The sequence below is a fragment of the Peribacillus sp. B2I2 genome (assembly GCF_041261685.1).
Classification (GTDB): Bacteria; Bacillota; Bacilli; order Bacillales; family DSM-1321; genus Peribacillus.
This window is the reverse complement of sequence record NZ_JBGCCB010000001.1, coordinates 613158-632071: the sequence shown is the minus strand read 5'-3', so window position 1 is coordinate 632071 and position 18914 is coordinate 613158. Positions and strand designations below refer to the sequence as shown.

13 protein-coding genes, 3 rRNA genes and 2 pseudogenes are annotated in these 18914 nt (G+C 39.4%); 4 read left to right on the top strand and 14 right to left on the bottom strand.

Going from position 1 to position 18914, the window contains the following annotated elements; all coding sequences use genetic code 11:
• Window positions 1–93: 93 nt before the first annotated feature.
• Window positions 94–243: a hypothetical protein gene (locus tag ABIE66_RS03140; RefSeq protein WP_370013821.1), complete on the bottom strand. Its 150-nt coding sequence runs from the start codon at window positions 241–243 to the stop codon at window positions 94–96.
• A gap of 114 nt (window positions 244–357) precedes the next feature.
• Between ABIE66_RS03140 and ABIE66_RS03135 the strand changes: the two genes are divergently transcribed.
• Together ABIE66_RS03135 and ABIE66_RS03130 are read left to right on the top strand one after the other, a co-directional pair.
• Window positions 358–561 carry a hypothetical protein gene (locus tag ABIE66_RS03135; protein WP_370013820.1) on the top strand — a complete coding sequence of 68 codons (204 nt, stop codon included), beginning with the start codon at window positions 358–360 and terminating at the stop codon, window positions 559–561.
• A gap of 171 nt (window positions 562–732) precedes the next feature.
• Window positions 733–1151 (top strand): annotated as a pseudogene (locus ABIE66_RS03130) (manganese catalase family protein); the annotation flags it as partial.
• Between the two features lie 151 nt (window positions 1152–1302).
• On the opposite strand, the gene ABIE66_RS03125 reads toward ABIE66_RS03130, so the two are convergent.
• The 4 genes from ABIE66_RS03125 to ABIE66_RS03110 all read right to left on the bottom strand — a co-directional run bounded on the left by ABIE66_RS03125 (window position 1303) and on the right by ABIE66_RS03110 (window position 7154).
• A complete protein-coding gene (locus tag ABIE66_RS03125) occupies window positions 1303–2154 on the bottom strand; it encodes a tyrosine-type recombinase/integrase (protein ID WP_370013819.1) in 852 nt (283 codons plus the stop codon).
• A gap of 161 nt (window positions 2155–2315) precedes the next feature.
• A 5S ribosomal RNA gene (gene rrf, locus ABIE66_RS03120) occupies window positions 2316–2431 on the bottom strand.
• A 64-nt stretch (window positions 2432–2495) separates the two neighbouring features.
• Window positions 2496–5428: ribosomal RNA gene (locus tag ABIE66_RS03115) — 23S ribosomal RNA — on the bottom strand.
• Window positions 5429–5603: 175 nt separating this feature from the next.
• Window positions 5604–7154: ribosomal RNA gene (locus tag ABIE66_RS03110) — 16S ribosomal RNA — on the bottom strand.
• Together the 16S, 23S and 5S rRNA genes form the textbook arrangement of a ribosomal RNA operon.
• 2274 nt (window positions 7155–9428) lie before the next feature.
• On the opposite strand from ABIE66_RS03110, the gene ABIE66_RS03105 reads away from it, so the two are divergent.
• Window positions 9429–9557, top strand: a complete 129-nt coding sequence (locus ABIE66_RS03105) for a hypothetical protein (RefSeq protein ID WP_255264169.1) — start codon at window positions 9429–9431, stop codon at window positions 9555–9557.
• 520 nt (window positions 9558–10077) lie between these two features.
• Here the strand turns inward: ABIE66_RS03105 and ABIE66_RS03100 are convergent.
• From ABIE66_RS03100 to ABIE66_RS03070, 7 genes and pseudogenes are all read right to left on the bottom strand, one after another.
• A complete protein-coding gene (locus ABIE66_RS03100; RefSeq protein WP_289323655.1) occupies window positions 10078–10287 on the bottom strand; it encodes a hypothetical protein in 210 nt (69 codons plus the stop codon).
• A 328-nt stretch (window positions 10288–10615) separates the two neighbouring features.
• Entirely contained in the window at window positions 10616–12121 is a 1506-nt protein-coding gene (locus ABIE66_RS03095) for a malate:quinone oxidoreductase (RefSeq protein WP_289323654.1), read from the bottom strand.
• A gap of 700 nt (window positions 12122–12821) precedes the next feature.
• Window positions 12822–13515: pseudogene (locus tag ABIE66_RS03090) on the bottom strand (LbetaH domain-containing protein).
• A 278-nt stretch (window positions 13516–13793) separates the two neighbouring features.
• The gene (locus ABIE66_RS03085) at window positions 13794–14786 is read right to left on the bottom strand and encodes an anti sigma factor C-terminal domain-containing protein (protein ID WP_370013818.1); all 993 of its coding nucleotides are present in this window, start codon (window positions 14784–14786) and stop codon (window positions 13794–13796) included.
• A complete protein-coding gene (locus ABIE66_RS03080; protein WP_370013817.1) occupies window positions 14776–15279 on the bottom strand; it encodes an RNA polymerase sigma factor in 504 nt (167 codons plus the stop codon). Before ABIE66_RS03080 ends, ABIE66_RS03085 begins: the two co-directional genes overlap by 11 nt.
• 343 nt (window positions 15280–15622) lie before the next feature.
• The gene (locus tag ABIE66_RS03075; RefSeq protein ID WP_289323651.1) at window positions 15623–16009 is read right to left on the bottom strand and encodes a DUF192 domain-containing protein; all 387 of its coding nucleotides are present in this window, start codon (window positions 16007–16009) and stop codon (window positions 15623–15625) included.
• A gap of 400 nt (window positions 16010–16409) precedes the next feature.
• Window positions 16410–16916, bottom strand: coding sequence for a hypothetical protein (locus tag ABIE66_RS03070; RefSeq protein ID WP_370013816.1), 507 nt, complete (start codon window positions 16914–16916; stop codon window positions 16410–16412).
• Here ABIE66_RS03070 and ABIE66_RS03065 point away from each other — a divergent pair, their 5' ends adjacent.
• Window positions 16917–17168: a hypothetical protein gene (locus ABIE66_RS03065; RefSeq protein ID WP_370013815.1), complete on the top strand. Its 252-nt coding sequence runs from the start codon at window positions 16917–16919 to the stop codon at window positions 17166–17168.
• Between the two features lie 113 nt (window positions 17169–17281).
• On the opposite strand, the gene ABIE66_RS03060 is transcribed toward ABIE66_RS03065, so the two are convergent.
• Both ABIE66_RS03060 and ABIE66_RS03055 read right to left on the bottom strand, forming a co-directional pair.
• The gene (locus ABIE66_RS03060; protein WP_289323647.1) at window positions 17282–17743 is read right to left on the bottom strand and encodes a GNAT family N-acetyltransferase; all 462 of its coding nucleotides are present in this window, start codon (window positions 17741–17743) and stop codon (window positions 17282–17284) included.
• 216 nt (window positions 17744–17959) lie between these two features.
• Window positions 17960–18586, bottom strand: a complete 627-nt coding sequence (locus ABIE66_RS03055; RefSeq protein ID WP_370013814.1) for a GyrI-like domain-containing protein — start codon at window positions 18584–18586, stop codon at window positions 17960–17962.
• Window positions 18587–18914: the final 328 nt, after the last annotated feature.

Here is an 18914-nt window from a genome sequence, read left to right as displayed (position 1 = left end):
AAGAAAAAATCCTACATTATAAAAAAATAGAATATAAACGACCTACTCAGGGTTATTTCCCCATTAACTAGATCACCTCTTAATTAAAAACAGTTAAGTCCCATTTTCTATAATAAAATCACGTTCTGATCTTATTTGTTCTTCTAAAAGATAATCCTCTAACTTCCCATATCTTGAAGCTTGTGTTAATGATAGGCCAAACCCTTCAACGAGTAACTGTGGTCCAAAATTACTTGCTATCATATTAAATTGCTTACCTCATTGGATCAGTATGCTGGTAAAGATTCAAGACTTGAAAAGTATGGTGAATCTGCTTTTAAATTAATTCATAAAGAATAGAACCAAGAATTAAAAACTTTGAATTTACGCATGAGAAGGAAATACGCCTTACGTGGAGAGGTGTTGCTTGCCGATATGGAGGAAGTTCAACCTGAACATGGCTACACACTAGAAAAGGTGTTTGAGCTTCTTTATATAGACTTTATTGATAAATTTCGAAAAGGTGATCATGCGGGTGTCGTAGAAGATATCCTGCGCCTGCTTGATGATGAAATCGAATAGAATATACGTAAGGCTAAGGAACACATTTGAAGGGAAAAGTCCATTAATCTCAGGCAAAATTATTCACAATACAATTTGCATAGGTAATGAGCTTGAACTATGATGGATTCCCGTTCTCTTTTTTTATTGCTAAATAAATAAAGAGGACGGATAGCACTATCCATACGCTAAGCTAACCTTTTGAACAATGTCATGCTTGAATCTACTGGTGTCCTGCAAAAGTTATGAGTTCCAATAAAACAATGCGTGAAACACTGGCATTTTTAATGGTTCGCGACAATGCGCACCAAAATGCATTTGCCAAGGCATTGGAAACGCTTGGTGTCGACTGGGGAAAAATCTTCCCTGTACCCAATTGTGATTTGAACAAATATCCCGAATGCCGCAAATATGTGGATTTAGGCTACCATAATGCCCAATTCAACTTCAGATTGGATCAAACTCAAATCAGCGAAATTTCCCAAGGGGAGACACCGAGCCGAAATGGTGGAAACCTTACTGTTACCGAGCCGCCAAAAGGATTCCCGGTCCCCGAAATACCGGATATGCCAAATGAACATAGCCCCGGCTTGAGTGATTTGAACAATTAAAAAAAGGCGGGCACATCTTAAATTGTTTCTTTCTTCTATTTGGACACAATAAAAAAGACACTGTTTCCCTTAATCTTTATTGGGAGCAGTGTCTTTTTTATTATCCTCTAAGGAGGAAATACCATAAGAAAAGGATTTTACCAAAGGGCCCTTATAAATTATCAAAAGTATTTTCAATGGCTAATTCCAATTCTTCTTTTCCTTCTCCTATATAACGTTTGGTCATGTTCAAATCTTTATGCCCCATCAATTTTGAAACGGTTTGAAGGTCTATCCCCTTATCGATTAGTTTTTGGCAAAACGTACTCCGCAGCTTATGGGGAGTCGCATTATATTTAGTCAGCATATATTGCACGGACCTTGGCGTGATGCGCTGATTCACACTGGATATGAAGATGGCTTCCGTTTCCATATTTAAAAATTCCTTGTATGCCTTGATCTTTTCACTAGCAGTTATGGACAGTGGAATCTTCCTGTCTATATCACCTTTTGAATCCCGGATGAGGATATATTGCCTTTCTCCCTCTTTTTGAATGTCGCTATGGTTCAAATCACAAAGTTCGGACACCCGGATACCCGTATGTATCATTGTGTAGACTATAGCAATATTCCTGAAATGACCAGAGGCCTCGATTTCTTTTAGGAGAGCAGCTTGCTCAAGCATGTTCAGGGCTTTTGGCGGATCTTCTTTCCTTTCCTTTGCTTTACGATCAATGTTGAGGACGATCTCGGGTTTATCAAGGAACCTGGAAAACATGGTAATGGCTGAATAATGCTTTTCAATCGTTCCTCCACTCTTGTTTGACTGTTCCATATCGTCTAAATAGGTTTGCACGTGGGATTTTTCAATCTCTTCCGCTTCTTCTTTAAACCATTGAAGAAACTGGGAGATGACTCCCACATAGGTTTTAATCGTACCATCGGATTTATTTTGACCCATTAACCATTCGGCAAAAGAATGAAGAATTTGTTTATTGTCCAGGTTTTCTTCTTTACTGGTCATCGAGAGGCCCCCTACCAAAATCATGCTATTAATAAGCCTTTCCAACGAAAAGTTGAATTTATACAAAAAAACCTTAGGAGAATCCTAAGGTTTAGAATGCTAAGATAGGATTTGAACCTGTTTATACGGGTTTATGAATCCTATTTGATGTGATAAACTTTGCTTGGCGGCGTCCTACTCTCACAGGGGGAAACCCCCAACTACCATCGGCGCTGAAGAGCTTAACTGCCGTGTTCGGAATGGGAACGGGTGTGACCTCTTCGCTATCGCCACCAAACATATCAGGAACGTTGTTCCTTCAAAACTAGATAATAAGAAGGTATTTCATTTTTTTAAAAGCGTTGGTTAAGTCCTCGATCTATTAGTATCAGTCAGCTCCACATGTCGCCACGCTTCCACCTCTGACCTATCAACCTGATCATCTTTCAGGGATCTTACTAGCTTGCGCCATGGGAAATCTCATCTTGAGGGGGGCTTCATGCTTAGATGCTTTCAGCACTTATCCCGTCCGCACGTAGCTACCCAGCTATGCCTTTGGCAAGACAACTGGTACACCAGCGGTGCGTCCATCCCGGTCCTCTCGTACTAAGGACAGCTCCTCTCAAATTTCCTGCGCCCGCGACGGATAGGGACCGAACTGTCTCACGACGTTCTGAACCCAGCTCGCGTACCGCTTTAATGGGCGAACAGCCCAACCCTTGGGACCGACTACAGCCCCAGGATGCGATGAGCCGACATCGAGGTGCCAAACCTCCCCGTCGATGTGGACTCTTGGGGGAGATAAGCCTGTTATCCCCGGGGTAGCTTTTATCCGTTGAGCGATGGCCCTTCCATGCGGAACCACCGGATCACTAAGCCCGACTTTCGTCCCTGCTCGACTTGTAGGTCTCGCAGTCAAGCTCCCTTGTGCCTTTACACTCTACGAATGATTTCCAACCATTCTGAGGGAACCTTTGGGCGCCTCCGTTACTCTTTAGGAGGCGACCGCCCCAGTCAAACTGCCCACCTGACACTGTCTCCCACCCCGATAAGGGGCGCGGGTTAGAATTTCAATACAGCCAGGGTAGTATCCCACCAACGCCTCCACCGAAGCTAGCGCTCCGGCTTCTCAGGCTCCTACCTATCCTGTACAAGCTGTACCAAAATTCAATATCAGGCTGCAGTAAAGCTCCACGGGGTCTTTCCGTCCTGTCGCGGGTAACCTGCATCTTCACAGGTACTATAATTTCACCGAGTCTCTCGTTGAGACAGTGCCCAGATCGTTACACCTTTCGTGCGGGTCGGAACTTACCCGACAAGGAATTTCGCTACCTTAGGACCGTTATAGTTACGGCCGCCGTTTACTGGGGCTTCGGTTCAAAGCTTCGCTTGCGCTAACCTCTCCCCTTAACCTTCCAGCACCGGGCAGGTGTCAGCCCCTATACTTCGCCTTGCGGCTTCGCAGAGACCTGTGTTTTTGCTAAACAGTCGCCTGGGCCTATTCACTGCGGCTTTTCCGGGCTATTCACCCTAAAAAGCACCCCTTCTCCCGAAGTTACGGGGTCATTTTGCCGAGTTCCTTAACGAGAGTTCTCTCGCACACCTTAGGATTCTCTCCTCGCCTACCTGTGTCGGTTTGCGGTACGGGCACCTTACATCTCACTAGAGGCTTTTCTTGGCAGCGTGGAATCAGGAACTTCGGTACTATATTTCCCTCGCCATCACAGCTCCGCCTTAATGGAAACGGGATTTGCCTCGTTTCCGGCCTAACTGCTTGGACGCGCATATCCAACAGCGCGCTTACCCTATCCTTCTGCGTCCCCCCATCGTTCAAACGATGTATAGGTGGTACAGGAATATCAACCTGTTGTCCATCGCCTACGCCTTTCGGCCTCGGCTTAGGTCCCGACTAACCCTGAGCGGACGAGCCTTCCTCAGGAAACCTTAGGCATTCGGTGGAAGGGATTCTCACCCTTCTTTCGCTACTCATACCGGCATTCTCACTTCTAAGCGCTCCACCAGTCCTTCCGGTCTGACTTCAACGCCCTTAGAACGCTCTCCTACCATCGACACCTAATGGTGTCAATCCACAGCTTCGGTGATACGTTTAGCCCCGGTACATTTTCGGCGCGGAGTCACTCGACCAGTGAGCTATTACGCACTCTTTAAATGGTGGCTGCTTCTGAGCCAACATCCTGGTTGTCTAAGCAACTCCACATCCTTTTCCACTTAACGTATACTTTGGGACCTTAGCTGGTGGTCTGGGCTGTTTCCCTTTCGACTACGGATCTTATCACTCGCAGTCTGACTCCCAAGAATAAGTATTTGGCATTCGGAGTTTGACTGAATTCGGTAACCCGTTGGGGGCCCCTAGTCCAATCAGTGCTCTACCTCCAATACTCTCATCTTGAGGCTAGCCCTAAAGCTATTTCGGAGAGAACCAGCTATCTCCAGGTTCGATTGGAATTTCTCCGCTACCCACACCTCATCCCCGCACTTTTCAACGTGCGTGGGTTCGGGCCTCCATTCAGTGTTACCTGAACTTCACCCTGGACATGGGTAGATCACCTGGTTTCGGGTCTACGACCTCATACTCATTCGCCCTATTCAGACTCGCTTTCGCTGCGGCTCCGTCTTATCAACTTAACCTCGCATGAAATCGTAACTCGCCGGTTCATTCTACAAAAGGCACGCCATTACCCATTAACGGGCTTTGACTACTTGTAGGCACACGGTTTCAGGATCTATTTCACTCCCCTTCCGGGGTGCTTTTCACCTTTCCCTCACGGTACTGGTTCACTATCGGTCACTAGGGAGTATTTAGCCTTGGGAGATGGTCCTCCCTGCTTCCGACGGGATTTCTCGTGTCCCGCCGTACTCAGGATCCACTCAGGAGGGAACGAAGTTTCAACTACAGGGTTTTTACCTTCTTTGACGGACCTTTCCAGGTCACTTCATTTACCCCGTTCCTTTGTAACTCCATGTTGAGTGTCCTACAACCCCAAGAGGCAAGCCTCTTGGTTTGGGCTAATTCCGTTTCGCTCGCCGCTACTCAGGAAATCGCATTTGCTTTCTCTTCCTCCGGGTACTTAGATGTTTCAGTTCCCCGGGTCTGCCTTCAGTACCCTATGTATTCAGGTAAAGATACTGTTCCATTACGAACAGTGGGTTTCCCCATTCGGAAATCTCCGGATCAAAGCTTACTTACAGCTCCCCGAAGCATATCGGTGTTAGTCCCGTCCTTCATCGGCTCCTAGTGCCAAGGCATCCACCGTGCGCCCTTTCTAACTTAACCGTTAAAAAGATCTTACAGATGCTTTGAAAAAAATTAATTGCCTTCTATCTATTATCTAGTTTTCAAGGAACAAAGCAGAAAGAATCCATCACATCGTGATGTTTTTCTTCCCTATCTGAATGAATTACTCATTCAAAACTGAACAAAACAAAAGCGCTCTCGTAATTATCCTTAGAAAGGAGGTGATCCAGCCGCACCTTCCGATACGGCTACCTTGTTACGACTTCACCCCAATCATCTGTCCCACCTTAGGCGGCTGGCTCCATAAAGGTTACCTCACCGACTTCGGGTGTTACAAACTCTCGTGGTGTGACGGGCGGTGTGTACAAGGCCCGGGAACGTATTCACCGCGGCATGCTGATCCGCGATTACTAGCGATTCCGGCTTCATGTAGGCGAGTTGCAGCCTACAATCCGAACTGAGAATGGCTTTATGGGATTCGCTTACCTTCGCAGGTTTGCAGCCCTTTGTACCATCCATTGTAGCACGTGTGTAGCCCAGGTCATAAGGGGCATGATGATTTGACGTCATCCCCACCTTCCTCCGGTTTGTCACCGGCAGTCACCTTAGAGTGCCCAACTGAATGCTGGCAACTAAGATCAAGGGTTGCGCTCGTTGCGGGACTTAACCCAACATCTCACGACACGAGCTGACGACAACCATGCACCACCTGTCACTCTGTCCCCCGAAGGGGAAAGCCCTATCTCTAGGGTTGTCAGAGGATGTCAAGACCTGGTAAGGTTCTTCGCGTTGCTTCGAATTAAACCACATGCTCCACCGCTTGTGCGGGCCCCCGTCAATTCCTTTGAGTTTCAGCCTTGCGGCCGTACTCCCCAGGCGGAGTGCTTAATGCGTTAGCTGCAGCACTAAAGGGCGGAAACCCTCTAACACTTAGCACTCATCGTTTACGGCGTGGACTACCAGGGTATCTAATCCTGTTTGCTCCCCACGCTTTCGCGCCTCAGTGTCAGTTACAGACCAGAAAGTCGCCTTCGCCACTGGTGTTCCTCCAAATCTCTACGCATTTCACCGCTACACTTGGAATTCCACTTTCCTCTTCTGCACTCAAGTTCCCCAGTTTCCAATGACCCTCCACGGTTGAGCCGTGGGCTTTCACATCAGACTTAAAGAACCACCTGCGCGCGCTTTACGCCCAATAATTCCGGACAACGCTTGCCACCTACGTATTACCGCGGCTGCTGGCACGTAGTTAGCCGTGGCTTTCTGGTTAGGTACCGTCAAGGTACCAGCAGTTACTCTGGTACTTGTTCTTCCCTAACAACAGAACTTTACGACCCGAAGGCCTTCTTCGTTCACGCGGCGTTGCTCCGTCAGACTTTCGTCCATTGCGGAAGATTCCCTACTGCTGCCTCCCGTAGGAGTCTGGGCCGTGTCTCAGTCCCAGTGTGGCCGATCACCCTCTCAGGTCGGCTACGCATCGTCGCCTTGGTGAGCCATTACCTCACCAACTAGCTAATGCGCCGCGGGCCCATCTATAAGTGACAGCGTAAACCGTCTTTCCATCTTCTCTCATGCGAGAAAAGAACGTATCCGGTATTAGCTCCGGTTTCCCGAAGTTATCCCAGTCTTATAGGCAGGTTGCCCACGTGTTACTCACCCGTCCGCCGCTAATCTCAGGGAGCAAGCTCCCATCGATTCGCTCGACTTGCATGTATTAGGCACGCCGCCAGCGTTCGTCCTGAGCCAGGATCAAACTCTCCGAAGAAATGTTTGACTTGCTCATTTGCTTTTTTGATAGTGTGTGCTCACTTAAAATTTAACGTTGGCGCTTTGTTTTGTTCAGTTTTCAAAGAGCAATTGTTACTGGTTTGTTTCAACTTATTCATCTTAACATAACGTTGAATAGTTGTCAACTTCTACGAAGAAAATATTTTGTTAATATCGCTCGTTAATTAGGCGACTACATTATCATACTTCTATTTTTCTTTAGTGTCAATATTTAATTCGTAAAATGATAATCTGTACTAACACTTCCCTCTTGAACCATCTTGTTAATGAATACAAAAAACCACTGTACGTGTTTCTTCTATAATAATTAACTGGGATGCACTAAACTGAAGATTTTATCATTTTTAAAGTATTCTTCAATATACATTATCTACCTCACGGATGGACAAATTAGTGACTTAAGTTATCTAGACCTAATTTTAAAAAAACTTAATAAATAAACGAGAGTACATTTTAGCCATGTATAATATACTCTCCTTTTTTCTTTTAGTGAACTAACGCACCCGTTAGTTCATTAAGAATAGGTTTTCGTTGTCAGTCATTTATAAACAGAAACCCTCTGAAGGAATTTGAATTTGAATTCCTTACATGAATAGAAATTCGGTCATTTGTAAAAGGCTTCATTCTTTTCTTTAAATCGTTTAACAAAAAAGCTAAATAAAATGCTCGTAAATAAATAATATAACCCTAAAATCGATAAAGAATCTGTTAAAACCATCCATAGATCATTACCTTTAATAACAAATCTCCATAAAAAAAAGCTAATCATAAAAATTATTGGAAATAATAGAAAATACCCCAAAAAGTATAAAGTTCCCTTTACCATTGTAATCACCCTTATTCAGACCTTTAATTAAAAATGACTGTATTTATGCTCATTTGATTTTAAAAATCCTCATTTGTGGTTCTTCTTAACTTTATTAGTTTCTCAAGACGAAGATAAATAAAACCAACCGAAAAACCAACAATGAAACCACCTGCAACTGCAACAACACTCCATTCAACAATACCTCTTTTCGGATTTATTTATCTTAAAATAGGTAGTTATTAAGAGCATAAGAATATATTATTATTTATTTCCTGCTTATTCCACTAACCTGCCCCTTTAGTTGCATAAAGAAAAAGCTGCCATAATGACAGCTCTGATCTTCAGCTAACGCTCTGTCTTTGCCTTAAATAATATAAACCACGAGCTAAGTTGAAAAGGGAATAAGTACCAAAAAGGATTGGGAAAGCTTTAGAATTTTGAAAAACTCTAAAAGAAACTAAAGCCAAAATAAGAAAAAATAGAGTGAAAATAAAACTTTGTGTATACCTGGGAAGCCTTTTCAAAAGTAAATCACCTCTTTCTTACTTTACCAATAAATGAAAGATTAGTGAATCTCATAATACAGTGCTTCTAAACTCTATATTTATAAAAATTACTTATTAATTTATTACGTCACAGTTCGAACACACTACGCTTAATGAACTAACCTCCCTCAATAAACTAAACACAATCTCAATAGTGTAGAGCCTTTTTAGACACAATCCAATCACCTACAAAATAGAGTTCATAATGTCCATATGACTTGTATCAGAATGCTTATCGTTGTAAATAAGCATTATCCTGATGCTCCCCCTATATAAGGTAATGAAGGTAGGTTGCTACTTATATCTAACTGATACAGCTGATACAGATAAGCTATTGATATGTATAGCGGTCCTGGGTGGTGCTTAGAGGTACAGTGATGGTGAATCATATGTTCTATCAGTATGCTTTTCAATGAGTGAACCAGCAGTGACTGTGAGGTGCAGTCTGTTGTGTATCCCTACCAATGATAGATGATATGGCTAATGCGTTATTTCGTTATACTTATGATGGTTGATGTATCATGCTATGAGTAAGCAAGGAGCATGACGTTATGATGATAGGTAGTTCAATCGATGATGGATACAACATAGAGAGCACAAGAAGAGAAGCATATCAAGCAGGTCAAGGTAAACAATGTTTACCCTCCATTGATAGAAGATTCAGTTACAAATCCGCAGGGATCCAAATGAGTTCGAGGAAAGACTTAAAGGTACGCCCTACCACTTTCATAAAAAATCACTTTTTTACCTATAATAACGTGTGAAGTGTCGTTCACACTACAGGACCCAAAACGCGGTTTGACCGTGAACTTTAAAAATCTAATCTTTACATTTTCAAAGGAAAAAACATATAAAAATATGTTATATTATGGAACAACAAAGAAGGAGGAATTGTTCAATGAAATACCATTATAATTTTATAATTGATGGAAAGCTCATCGAAGTTGAGGAAAGAAATTATGAACGTGCTGAGCAGCGTGCTAAAGAAATTCTGGCAGAAATGAATCAAATAAAAGCCAAAAAATAAAAGCCTAATCTTGGTTAGGCTTTTATTTTTGCTTTTTTTTAATTGTCCTCGTTAGGTCTTATAATAGCACTCGATTTTTACACCATGAGCTCTGTAACGGCACGCAAAGTTAAACTATAACTTTCACTTTTCTTTAACATTACATGTATGTAGGTCGACTGGATACTATGTGTATCCGGTTTTTTGTTATCGTACAATCATAATTCTTAAAGGTAAGAAAGTAGTACTAGAATTTTGATAAAAAAAAGAAGGATAGATCAGTTGAATGATTTATCCTTACCTTTCTAATAAAATTGAGTTTTCGATACGTGATAAACGAAGTGATCGGCCATCTGCAGAGGTATTTCGAACCTATGTACTAGAAATATTTTAGTTTTTTCAGGGTTAACCCTGCTTCGTGCCTTTGAGCATGTAACTTAGAAATATAGTTTGACCGTGCTTCATACTTCCTTAATGAACTAATAAAAATAGTGCCAACTTCTCTTTAATAGAAATGGGCACTTCGTTTATTCGCTATACGTTATCGTGACGCTTTAGGCGGTTGGCACACGTCACATTTACGTTGGTTTTTATTTTTAAATTTCGTAAATGTTTTTTCAAAGTTGCTACCACATGCACATTTAAATAGTAACTTTTGAGAAAAACCGTGATATTCAGTCGTTAGCAACTTACTTTCCGAATTGTTCTCAACAAATTCTTTAATTTTGCCAATTGTCCATTGTTTATTCATTCTCTTACACCTCCATATTTTATCGCTATGCGGAGGCTTTTCTTGGCATCCGTTCAATTATAAGTAAAAGTAGTATTTATCTTAGGTTATCCATTATAACATGAGCTGGCACTCAATTAAACAGATGGAATGCATCTTATTAAACCAAACTACTTCGTAGGCGATAGACACTTACATTTTTTTACATTTCGTTCATACTAGATCCAAACAGCAACCTTCCTTATCGAAGTAATGCATCGGTTAATTGAATTAGGAAATTACTCTTTATGACAAAAAAAAGAACCTTCAATCCATAGATAGATCAAAGGTTCCTGTGTAAAAATCAAAATCAACTATAAACTAGCTCTTTTTTTTTACTTAGACCAAGCGTCTCTGCTGTTGAAGAGTGAATTTCTTTCAGAAGCTCTGGATTTTCCATTAATGACTCGCCATAGGAAGGAATCATTTCTTTAATTTTTGGTTCCCACTCTTTCATACGTTGCGGGAAGCATTTATTAATTACCTCAAGCATAACGTGAACAGCAGTAGAAGCACCTGGAGAAGCACCTAGTAATGCTGCAATCGAGCCATCAGAGGCACTTACAACTTCCGTTCCAAATTGAAGCGTACCTTTGCCGCCTTCAGCAGTATCTTTGATTACTTGTACACGTTGGCCAGCTACTACTAAATCCCATTCCTCGGTCTTAGCGTTCGGGATAAACTCACGTAGCTCTTCCATGCGCTGTTCTTTCGATAACATGACTTGCTGGATCAGGTATTTTGTCAATGACATCTCTTTTGCGCCTGCCGCCAACATAGTCAAGACATTATTCGGTTTTACGGAAGTTATTAAATCTAACATTGAACCTGTTTTTAAGAACTTCGGTGAGAATCCGGCAAATGGTCCAAATAGCAATGATTTTTCATTATTGATATATCGTGTATCAAGATGCGGAACAGACATTGGTGGAGCACCAACTTTAGCTTTTCCGTATACTTTTGCATGATGTTGTGCAACGACGTCCGGATTATTACACACCATGAAAAACCCGCTTACTGGGAATCCGCCAATGTGTTTCCCTTCAGGAATACCGGATTTTTGCAGTAAGTGCAGGCTTCCGCCCCCGCCTCCAATAAAGACGAATTTAGCAGTATGGTGTTCTACGCTACCGTTATCGACATTACGCACTTTTAATTCCCATGAGCCATCACTAGTACGTTTAAGATTATCAACACTATGTTTGTATTTGATATCGACGTTTTTAGTCTTTAAGTGATCAAACATCATGCGTGTTAAAGCACCAAAGTTAACATCTGTACCAGAGTCTATTTTCGTGGCCGCAATAGGTTCATTCGATAGGCGGTCTTGCATGATAAGCGGTATCCATTCCATCAGTTTGGCTGGGTCATCGGAATACTCCATACCTTTGAATAGAGGATTGTTTGATAGCGCTTTAAAGCGGTTCTTTAAAAACTCTACATTTTTATCCCCTTGTACCATACTCATATGAGGCAATGGCATGATAAAGTCTTGCGGATTATTAATCAGCTTACTGTTTACAAGATAAGACCAAAACTGCATTGAAACTTGGAACTGTTCATTAATATTGATAGCTTTGCTAATATCTATAGATCCGTCAGATTTTTCGGATGTATAGTTAAGCTCACACAGTGCAGAATGTCCCGTACCCGCATTATTCCATTCGTTAGAGCTTTCTTCTCCTGCGTTTGCGAGCTTCTCGAACACTTTGATTTCCCATTCCGGTGCTATTTCTTTCAGTAATGATCCCAAAGTCGCGCTCATGACTCCGCCACCAATTAAGATAACGTCTGTTTTATTCTGTATGTTGCTCATTATAACCTTCCTTATCCGCTATATTTGCAAAAAAGATGTAGGCGCTCCTGCTTAGGTCTCACAAAAAGCCAGGCGCGACCTAGGAACACACCTTTTCTGTCTCATTATAACTATATCATAGTCTATTATAATTATTTATAGATTAAAGTATTCTACTATTACTTTTTGTTAAAATATAGTTTCTGTGAAAAAATGAACTTAAACTAATTTCCCCAATCGTAGTATAACAAATAAGTTGCTCCAGCAACCATCCTTATTGAAGTAAGAAACTGTTAGTGAAAATATATTAATATATCCGGAATCAGTAATGAAATAAACATAGATCGACAAAATCAAAGGTAAAGTAACCATTTCCCTAAATATGTGGTTTCAACACCAAAACCTCCATTTCAGTTCTTAAGGCTTGTCTAAATCTATTTTAGCCTATTTTCTAATTCTCCTGTATGGGAATTACTGGGAGTTTACCAGTTGTACAATCATTAAACTATCTGCCCCGTTAATTCTATAAGAAAAAGGCTGAGACAGCAACCTTCCTTATTAAAGTAAAGCGTCCATTACTTTAAGTACAAATCATCACAAACTCACAATTCAGTGAACCGGACTGCACCAATTACAATAAAAAAAACTGCCAAGATGACAGCTTCGGGTTTCTATAAAGAGTCCTTTGCGAAAAGGATCTGATCCAGCATCCATTTCACGTTTAAAGTTGGTCATAGGCAAATCCGCAGGAGCAACGGTTTATCCCAAATAGCAGGTGATAAGATGCGGGAAATTCCTGATTGACTCGTTGAACTGCATTTGCAAATTCATTACCATCCTTTGGTACTGGCGAAAGTGCATCCGCTTTTTCTTGAGAATCAATATTAGCTCCAGGTGGTACGAACCTATCAGGTGGAATTCGAACGCCATTTGTTACTACTGCATTATAAGAAATAAATGCGCCTTTCCCTACAATTGCCGTATAAACAATGGAATTAAAACCAACAAATACCTTGTCTGCGATATAACAAGGACCATGAACAAGGGCACCATGAGTAATGGTCACTTCATTTCCAATGAATATTGAATACTTTTTTGTTCCAACTGAAATCCTTTTATTTAAAACCATGTAAAATTACTCCGTCCTGGATATTTGTATTAAAACCTATATAAAATGGGGTTCCTTCATCCGCACGTATACTTACATTAGGAGCTACATAAACATTGTTCCTAATGGTAACATCACCTATGACACTGGAAAACTGACTTACAAATGCTGTTTTATCAATTTTAGGAAAGCGCTGAACGGGATTAAATGAAGTAATTGGGTTGGGACTTATGAATGGTTCAAAATATTTAGAATGGTTATTAGAAGATGTTTTTTCTTCCAAGTAATCACCTCCTTTACTATCCATAGGCGTATGATTATTTTATGTGAGAAAATCAAGTGAGGAATGGGCTATTATTAAAACAGTAATAATATCAGGTATCAATCCCTTTCCCTGCAGCAGAACTGGAATTGTTCATTCACTGTTTATTGCATAAGAAAAAGAGCTGCTGTTCAGCTCCTGACAATAAAGTAAAGCACCTGTTCGTTACATAAGAAAAAAACTGCCAAATGGCAACCTGATCTTCAATCATTATATTTTTCCTGGTTTTTAAATCGATAAGTTCATTTAGTATTTACCTGCTTTTAATACTTATCAATCGTAGCGCCAATGACGGAGGCGCGAATGAAATCTAGTTTTTGGAAACGTCTAAGCTCCTCTGCCGTACCTGTCACGACGGCCCCGTTAAAACGGACTTCCCCTTTTGAAGATTGGGTATTTTCCTTGATTCCCTTCAGAGCTTCTTTAATAGAGCTTTTATGACTGTCTGTTTTACTCAGTTGCTCCAACGTGTGAATGAACCCCTGCCCACTTTCCCCAGAATAAGGAACTTCTTGGCTGACATCAAATCCAAAGGCACCTCCACCGCCCTTAGTTTTTAAGCTATCAGAATCCAGCTCCTTTGTCATTCTGTCCATTTGAGCGACAGTTGTTGTATCGACCCATAGCCAATTTACATTTTCATAGCCAAGCTGCTTACCCATCTCTGCTAAAGTCATTGGCTCCTTAAAGGAAAGGGCAACCTCGATTAACGTATTTTTGTCCAAACCAACGGCAGTATCAAGTTCATCCGGTAAATAGTCATAGGACAAACCTGGATAATAAAAATCGATTTTTCTTTCATTATTGAAATCATTATAACGGACTGTCCGTTGCTCCTTTTCGTTAAAAACATTGACTTCAACCATTCCACTTCCACGTTCAATGGTGTCTATCCTTCCGAACAATGGGATTTTCTCGATCTTTTTATCCCATACTATTGAACGGTCACCAATGCTTTTACGATATGTAGTTTCTCTTGTTACACTAAATAAATTGTAATCATAGCTGCTATCCCCAAAAGATATATTTGCCCCATGGACCATCTCATATATACTATCCTGATGCTCTAGCCGTTTATTGAGAATGTATTGACTGCCTGTGAAAAGAGTGGTCAACAGGATGGTAGTTGTAAGTACAGCAATGATTACATACTTGAATGTTTGCCACCTTTTCGTTTTTTGGAGGGCCTTTTGCAAGGAAGGTTTGCTGATAAAATCGATTTCTTCCTCTTTTTTAGATTCGTGATTACCGCTCATGGTTTGCCTCCTTATAAATCTTCGCTAACTGTTTCCTGGCCCTGAATAAATTCGTCTTAATAGAACTGATAGGTTTCTCTAATAACTTGGATATCTCTTCGTACGATAATCCTGATTGATACTTCAATAACAAAAGTTCTTGAAAGTGCGGCTTTAACTTTGATAGTGCATACCCAACCTCTCTAATCCTCTCTTTTTCAAGAAAAATCACCTCTGGAAGCTCATTCATATCCGTCTCTAAAAGTCCTTCATTTAAATTGAGGTCATACCGCCGTTTCTTCCGGCACTGATCATAATGAAAATTTAATGATACACGTATCAGCCAACTCCTTATCTTAGAAGTCTGAATCGTATCGTAATAAAGCAGATACTTATAAGCCGTTTCCTGAACAACATCCTCTGCATCAGCTTGTGAAATACCCAATTTTCGCAAATATCTATATACGATATTAAGCTCTGAATTCAGCTCGTTATTCTTATTTATGTCATTCATCATCGTCCTCCTGCCAACTAGACGTATAAGGTAAAGAAAAGTTTACAATTTTAATCACGCAAAATAGTTTTTTAGTAAATAGTTTCGAATTTTTAGTAAGAAGGAATCGTTATGTATCTTTGAAAACAACGTTTGATAAAATTAATACAAAAATACCTTGATAAATGAATAAATAGAAAGAGCATGTCCTGACTAAAAGATAATTCTAAACATACTCTTCACTATTCAATTGAATGATTCTTTTATAAGAAGGTTAATCTCACAATCTCCCTAGAAATATTAACATAAATATCCATTAAAAAATCACCTCACCTCTAAGAACTAGAGGTGAGGTGATTTGAATTTAATCAAACTTTACATAATCCCCTTCTTTGATTTGATTCTTTTCAAACCATCCAAGATTCACTTCAATTGCATAACGATAAGAAAGTTCCGGATCATAGGTAGGACATATATCCACTTTACAAGGCTCCATATCAAGTATTTTTAGAATTTCCCCATCTGAATCAAGAAAAGCAATAGATAAAGGAATGAATGTGTTTTTCATCCAAAAGCCACCAAATATTTTTTCCGAATAAACAAATAACATACCCTCATTTTCGGGTAATTTTCTAACAAACATTAAGCCCTTTTCTCTTTTTCTATGAGTATCTGCAACTTGAACGGTTAATCTAGTTTCCCTGTTACCACTGAGTATTTTTATCATTTTTGTTTTTATTCTATTTTTCATGTTCACTCACCTTCGATTATTATTATAAGCAGGAAAGAAAATTGATGTCTTTTTAAAAGAAGTTCATGAGATTGTAATTTCCTTTTTTCGAAAAAACGTCTTTTCCCCTAATAATAAAAAGGAAGAAAGTTGGAGATAAAAACGAAAACAAGAAGAAAAAAATAACTAGGCAAGCTCCTTTTCACTTCTAATACTTATTCTATGGTTCTAAATTTAATACTTTGTTTTCAATAATCAAAGCAATAATATATAAAAAGATTTGTTCATTTATCCTGCCCCGATAGTTCAGTTAGCAAAAAAGCAACCAATTCGGCAGCCCTGGATCTTGAACTCCTTAGTTGAAGTACATTCCTTCACAATCATACAAAACCAAAAATCATTCCTTCAAATGAGGAACTTTTCACTTTGCACAAACAATGAAACTATTTAATGAATGCCCATTTCCATTTGAAGTGTTCATCAATTCATAATAACTAGTTATCAACGGTTGTATCATGGAAGGAACTTTAATAAATTCTGCACGGATACTATTCGCATAACTTTTTTCCCATTGACCGTCTTGTAATAAGGTTGCATCGACTGTAAGTTGTTTTACCACTTCAAAATTTGCTTGCTGGAGTAGCTGGTGAATTTGAGTTTTATGAAACAAGTTTTGGATATTCCCTTCATTCTTTACGAAGTTTGAATACAAGGCTAGAATGGAAACCGCACAAAAATGGGAACGTTGCGTAATGCAGGTAAAATCGAGGTCCCATTCTGCAAAACATATATGTTTTGCCAATCCACGAATTTTTTTAAAGTAATTCAATAAATCTTCTGGTTGCTTGAAATACCATGAACAATGGGATAATACCGCCACATCAAATTGTATAGTTGGTTCAAAAAAATCAATCTTTCTTCTATACAAATGAATGGCCTCAAAGGGGGAGAAAAACTGAACTTTCAAGATGGGGACTTCGAAAGGGGCGAAAGACCAAATCGTTCGGAAAGTGGGTCCAAAGGGGAAAAAGGTCATGTCGAGAGTTCGAACGCTTTAGGCGTTATCGTTACGTATTTTGGCATTATGTCTGTATTTATTATTATCATCTATTATATTGAAAAATTTATAATGAAAAATAACGCAAAAAGAAAAAAACTAACTTTAGTGAAGGGGATTTAACGAGTGTATAAAAGGTAATTTAGACTTCGTATTAGCATTCTACATCGCATAGAATTGAGCCTTAAAGACAGCTATGATCTTCAATGCACCTGGAAGTTCCTTAAGAAACATAGTTATTTTATAGGAAGAAACCACACATCTTCTTCTCCATAGACATCTCCTGTGGGAAGAAAGCCAAAACGTTTATATAATTCACGAGCATTTTCGTTATCTTTAAATACGGTTAGACGAATTTCTTTACAAATGGTAAACCTATTTGCTATCCAATGAACCATCTCAGACAGTGCCGCCCTACCATATCCTTTACCCTGATAACTCTCATCAATTATGAATCCGTTAATCCAATACATATTCGTCGTATTTTCATCGTAAGCATGCATGATAAAACCGACCATTATCTCTTTGTCATATATGGCAAAGGGCAAATAAACAATGTTATCCCCGTCTGGTTTAATATAAACTTTGGCAAGTGAAACGGCTACTGGTGGTACAAAGTTACTTTGCTGTTTCTTAACTTTTAGTGCTAGTGCCTTTTCCCAATTTTCTCTCGTAACACATTTCAAATGTACTTTCATAAATTTCACCTCTAATCATAATCTGACATTACCTCTTTATTAAATTCACTACTGACAATGAAATTCCTTGTTGCACTAACCTGCCCCTTTAGTTGCAAAAGAAAAGGAGCTACTGATCAGCTCCTGATAATGAAGCAAAGCCCACCCTTTACTTTAAGTACACTCCTTCACAATCTTTGCTACATTAATATGCACGTTAGGAGTTAAGAGAATATGCTATTCTATTGGCTTAACCTTATATCTCAAAACAGTTTTTAAATTTGCAGGTTCAACTTTTCTAAAATCCGAAAGATATATTTCTCTATGTTGTAATGAAGTTCTTTCAAGATTATTATTTTTTATGAATTCATTCATTAATTTAAAACTTTGAGGTTCATCATCATAGGGGCCTACATGAAGTATCTGGACAGATAAACCATCTTGTAATGTACCGAATTTTACATCATTTAGAAATGGATGTGGTTTCTTTTTTTCTACATTTTCAAATGCTCTCTCTACTATTTCTTTTGTTACAAAATCTGGTTGTCTAATCATGATAGTATATAATAATTCATCTTTATTTAATGTATCTAATTTCTTTCCCTCTTCTGTTAAATCCCATATTCCTTCTAATGGAAATACAGTATATTCAAAATATCCATCTGGAGTGTATCCTTGCTTCGGCATCATTCTGACAGCATAAGCCAATGAATAAAGAACACCTATCTTTTCAGCGAATTCGTGTTCATTTGGATTTCCTTTTCCCTTTATCATAAAAAATTTCTGTTCTGGAATTTTTACAAGTTCAGATTTTTGTTTTGGGATATATAAATTCTTCTCTTGTTTTCTCCATTCGTATTTCATTAGTTTTTGTTCCCTTCTATATATTTTATTATGTTTGATTACTACTTCAACGTCCTTCTAAATAAACCTTCTTCTTCAACAAACCTGCCCTTGTTAGTTCAATAAAAAAGGCGATTCCTAATTAAAGAATCGCATCCTAAAAATAATTATCGAAGAGAGTTATTGATCTTTTTTTAATCATTTAATTGTTATATGAATCAAATATAACAATAACAAACATCCAAATGGCCATATCCCATATTCTTCACTAGGAAGATATTTATCTACTAAATCATTCAAAATAAGATATCCTATGATGATGAAGATTAGACCTGTTGTGAAAAATATT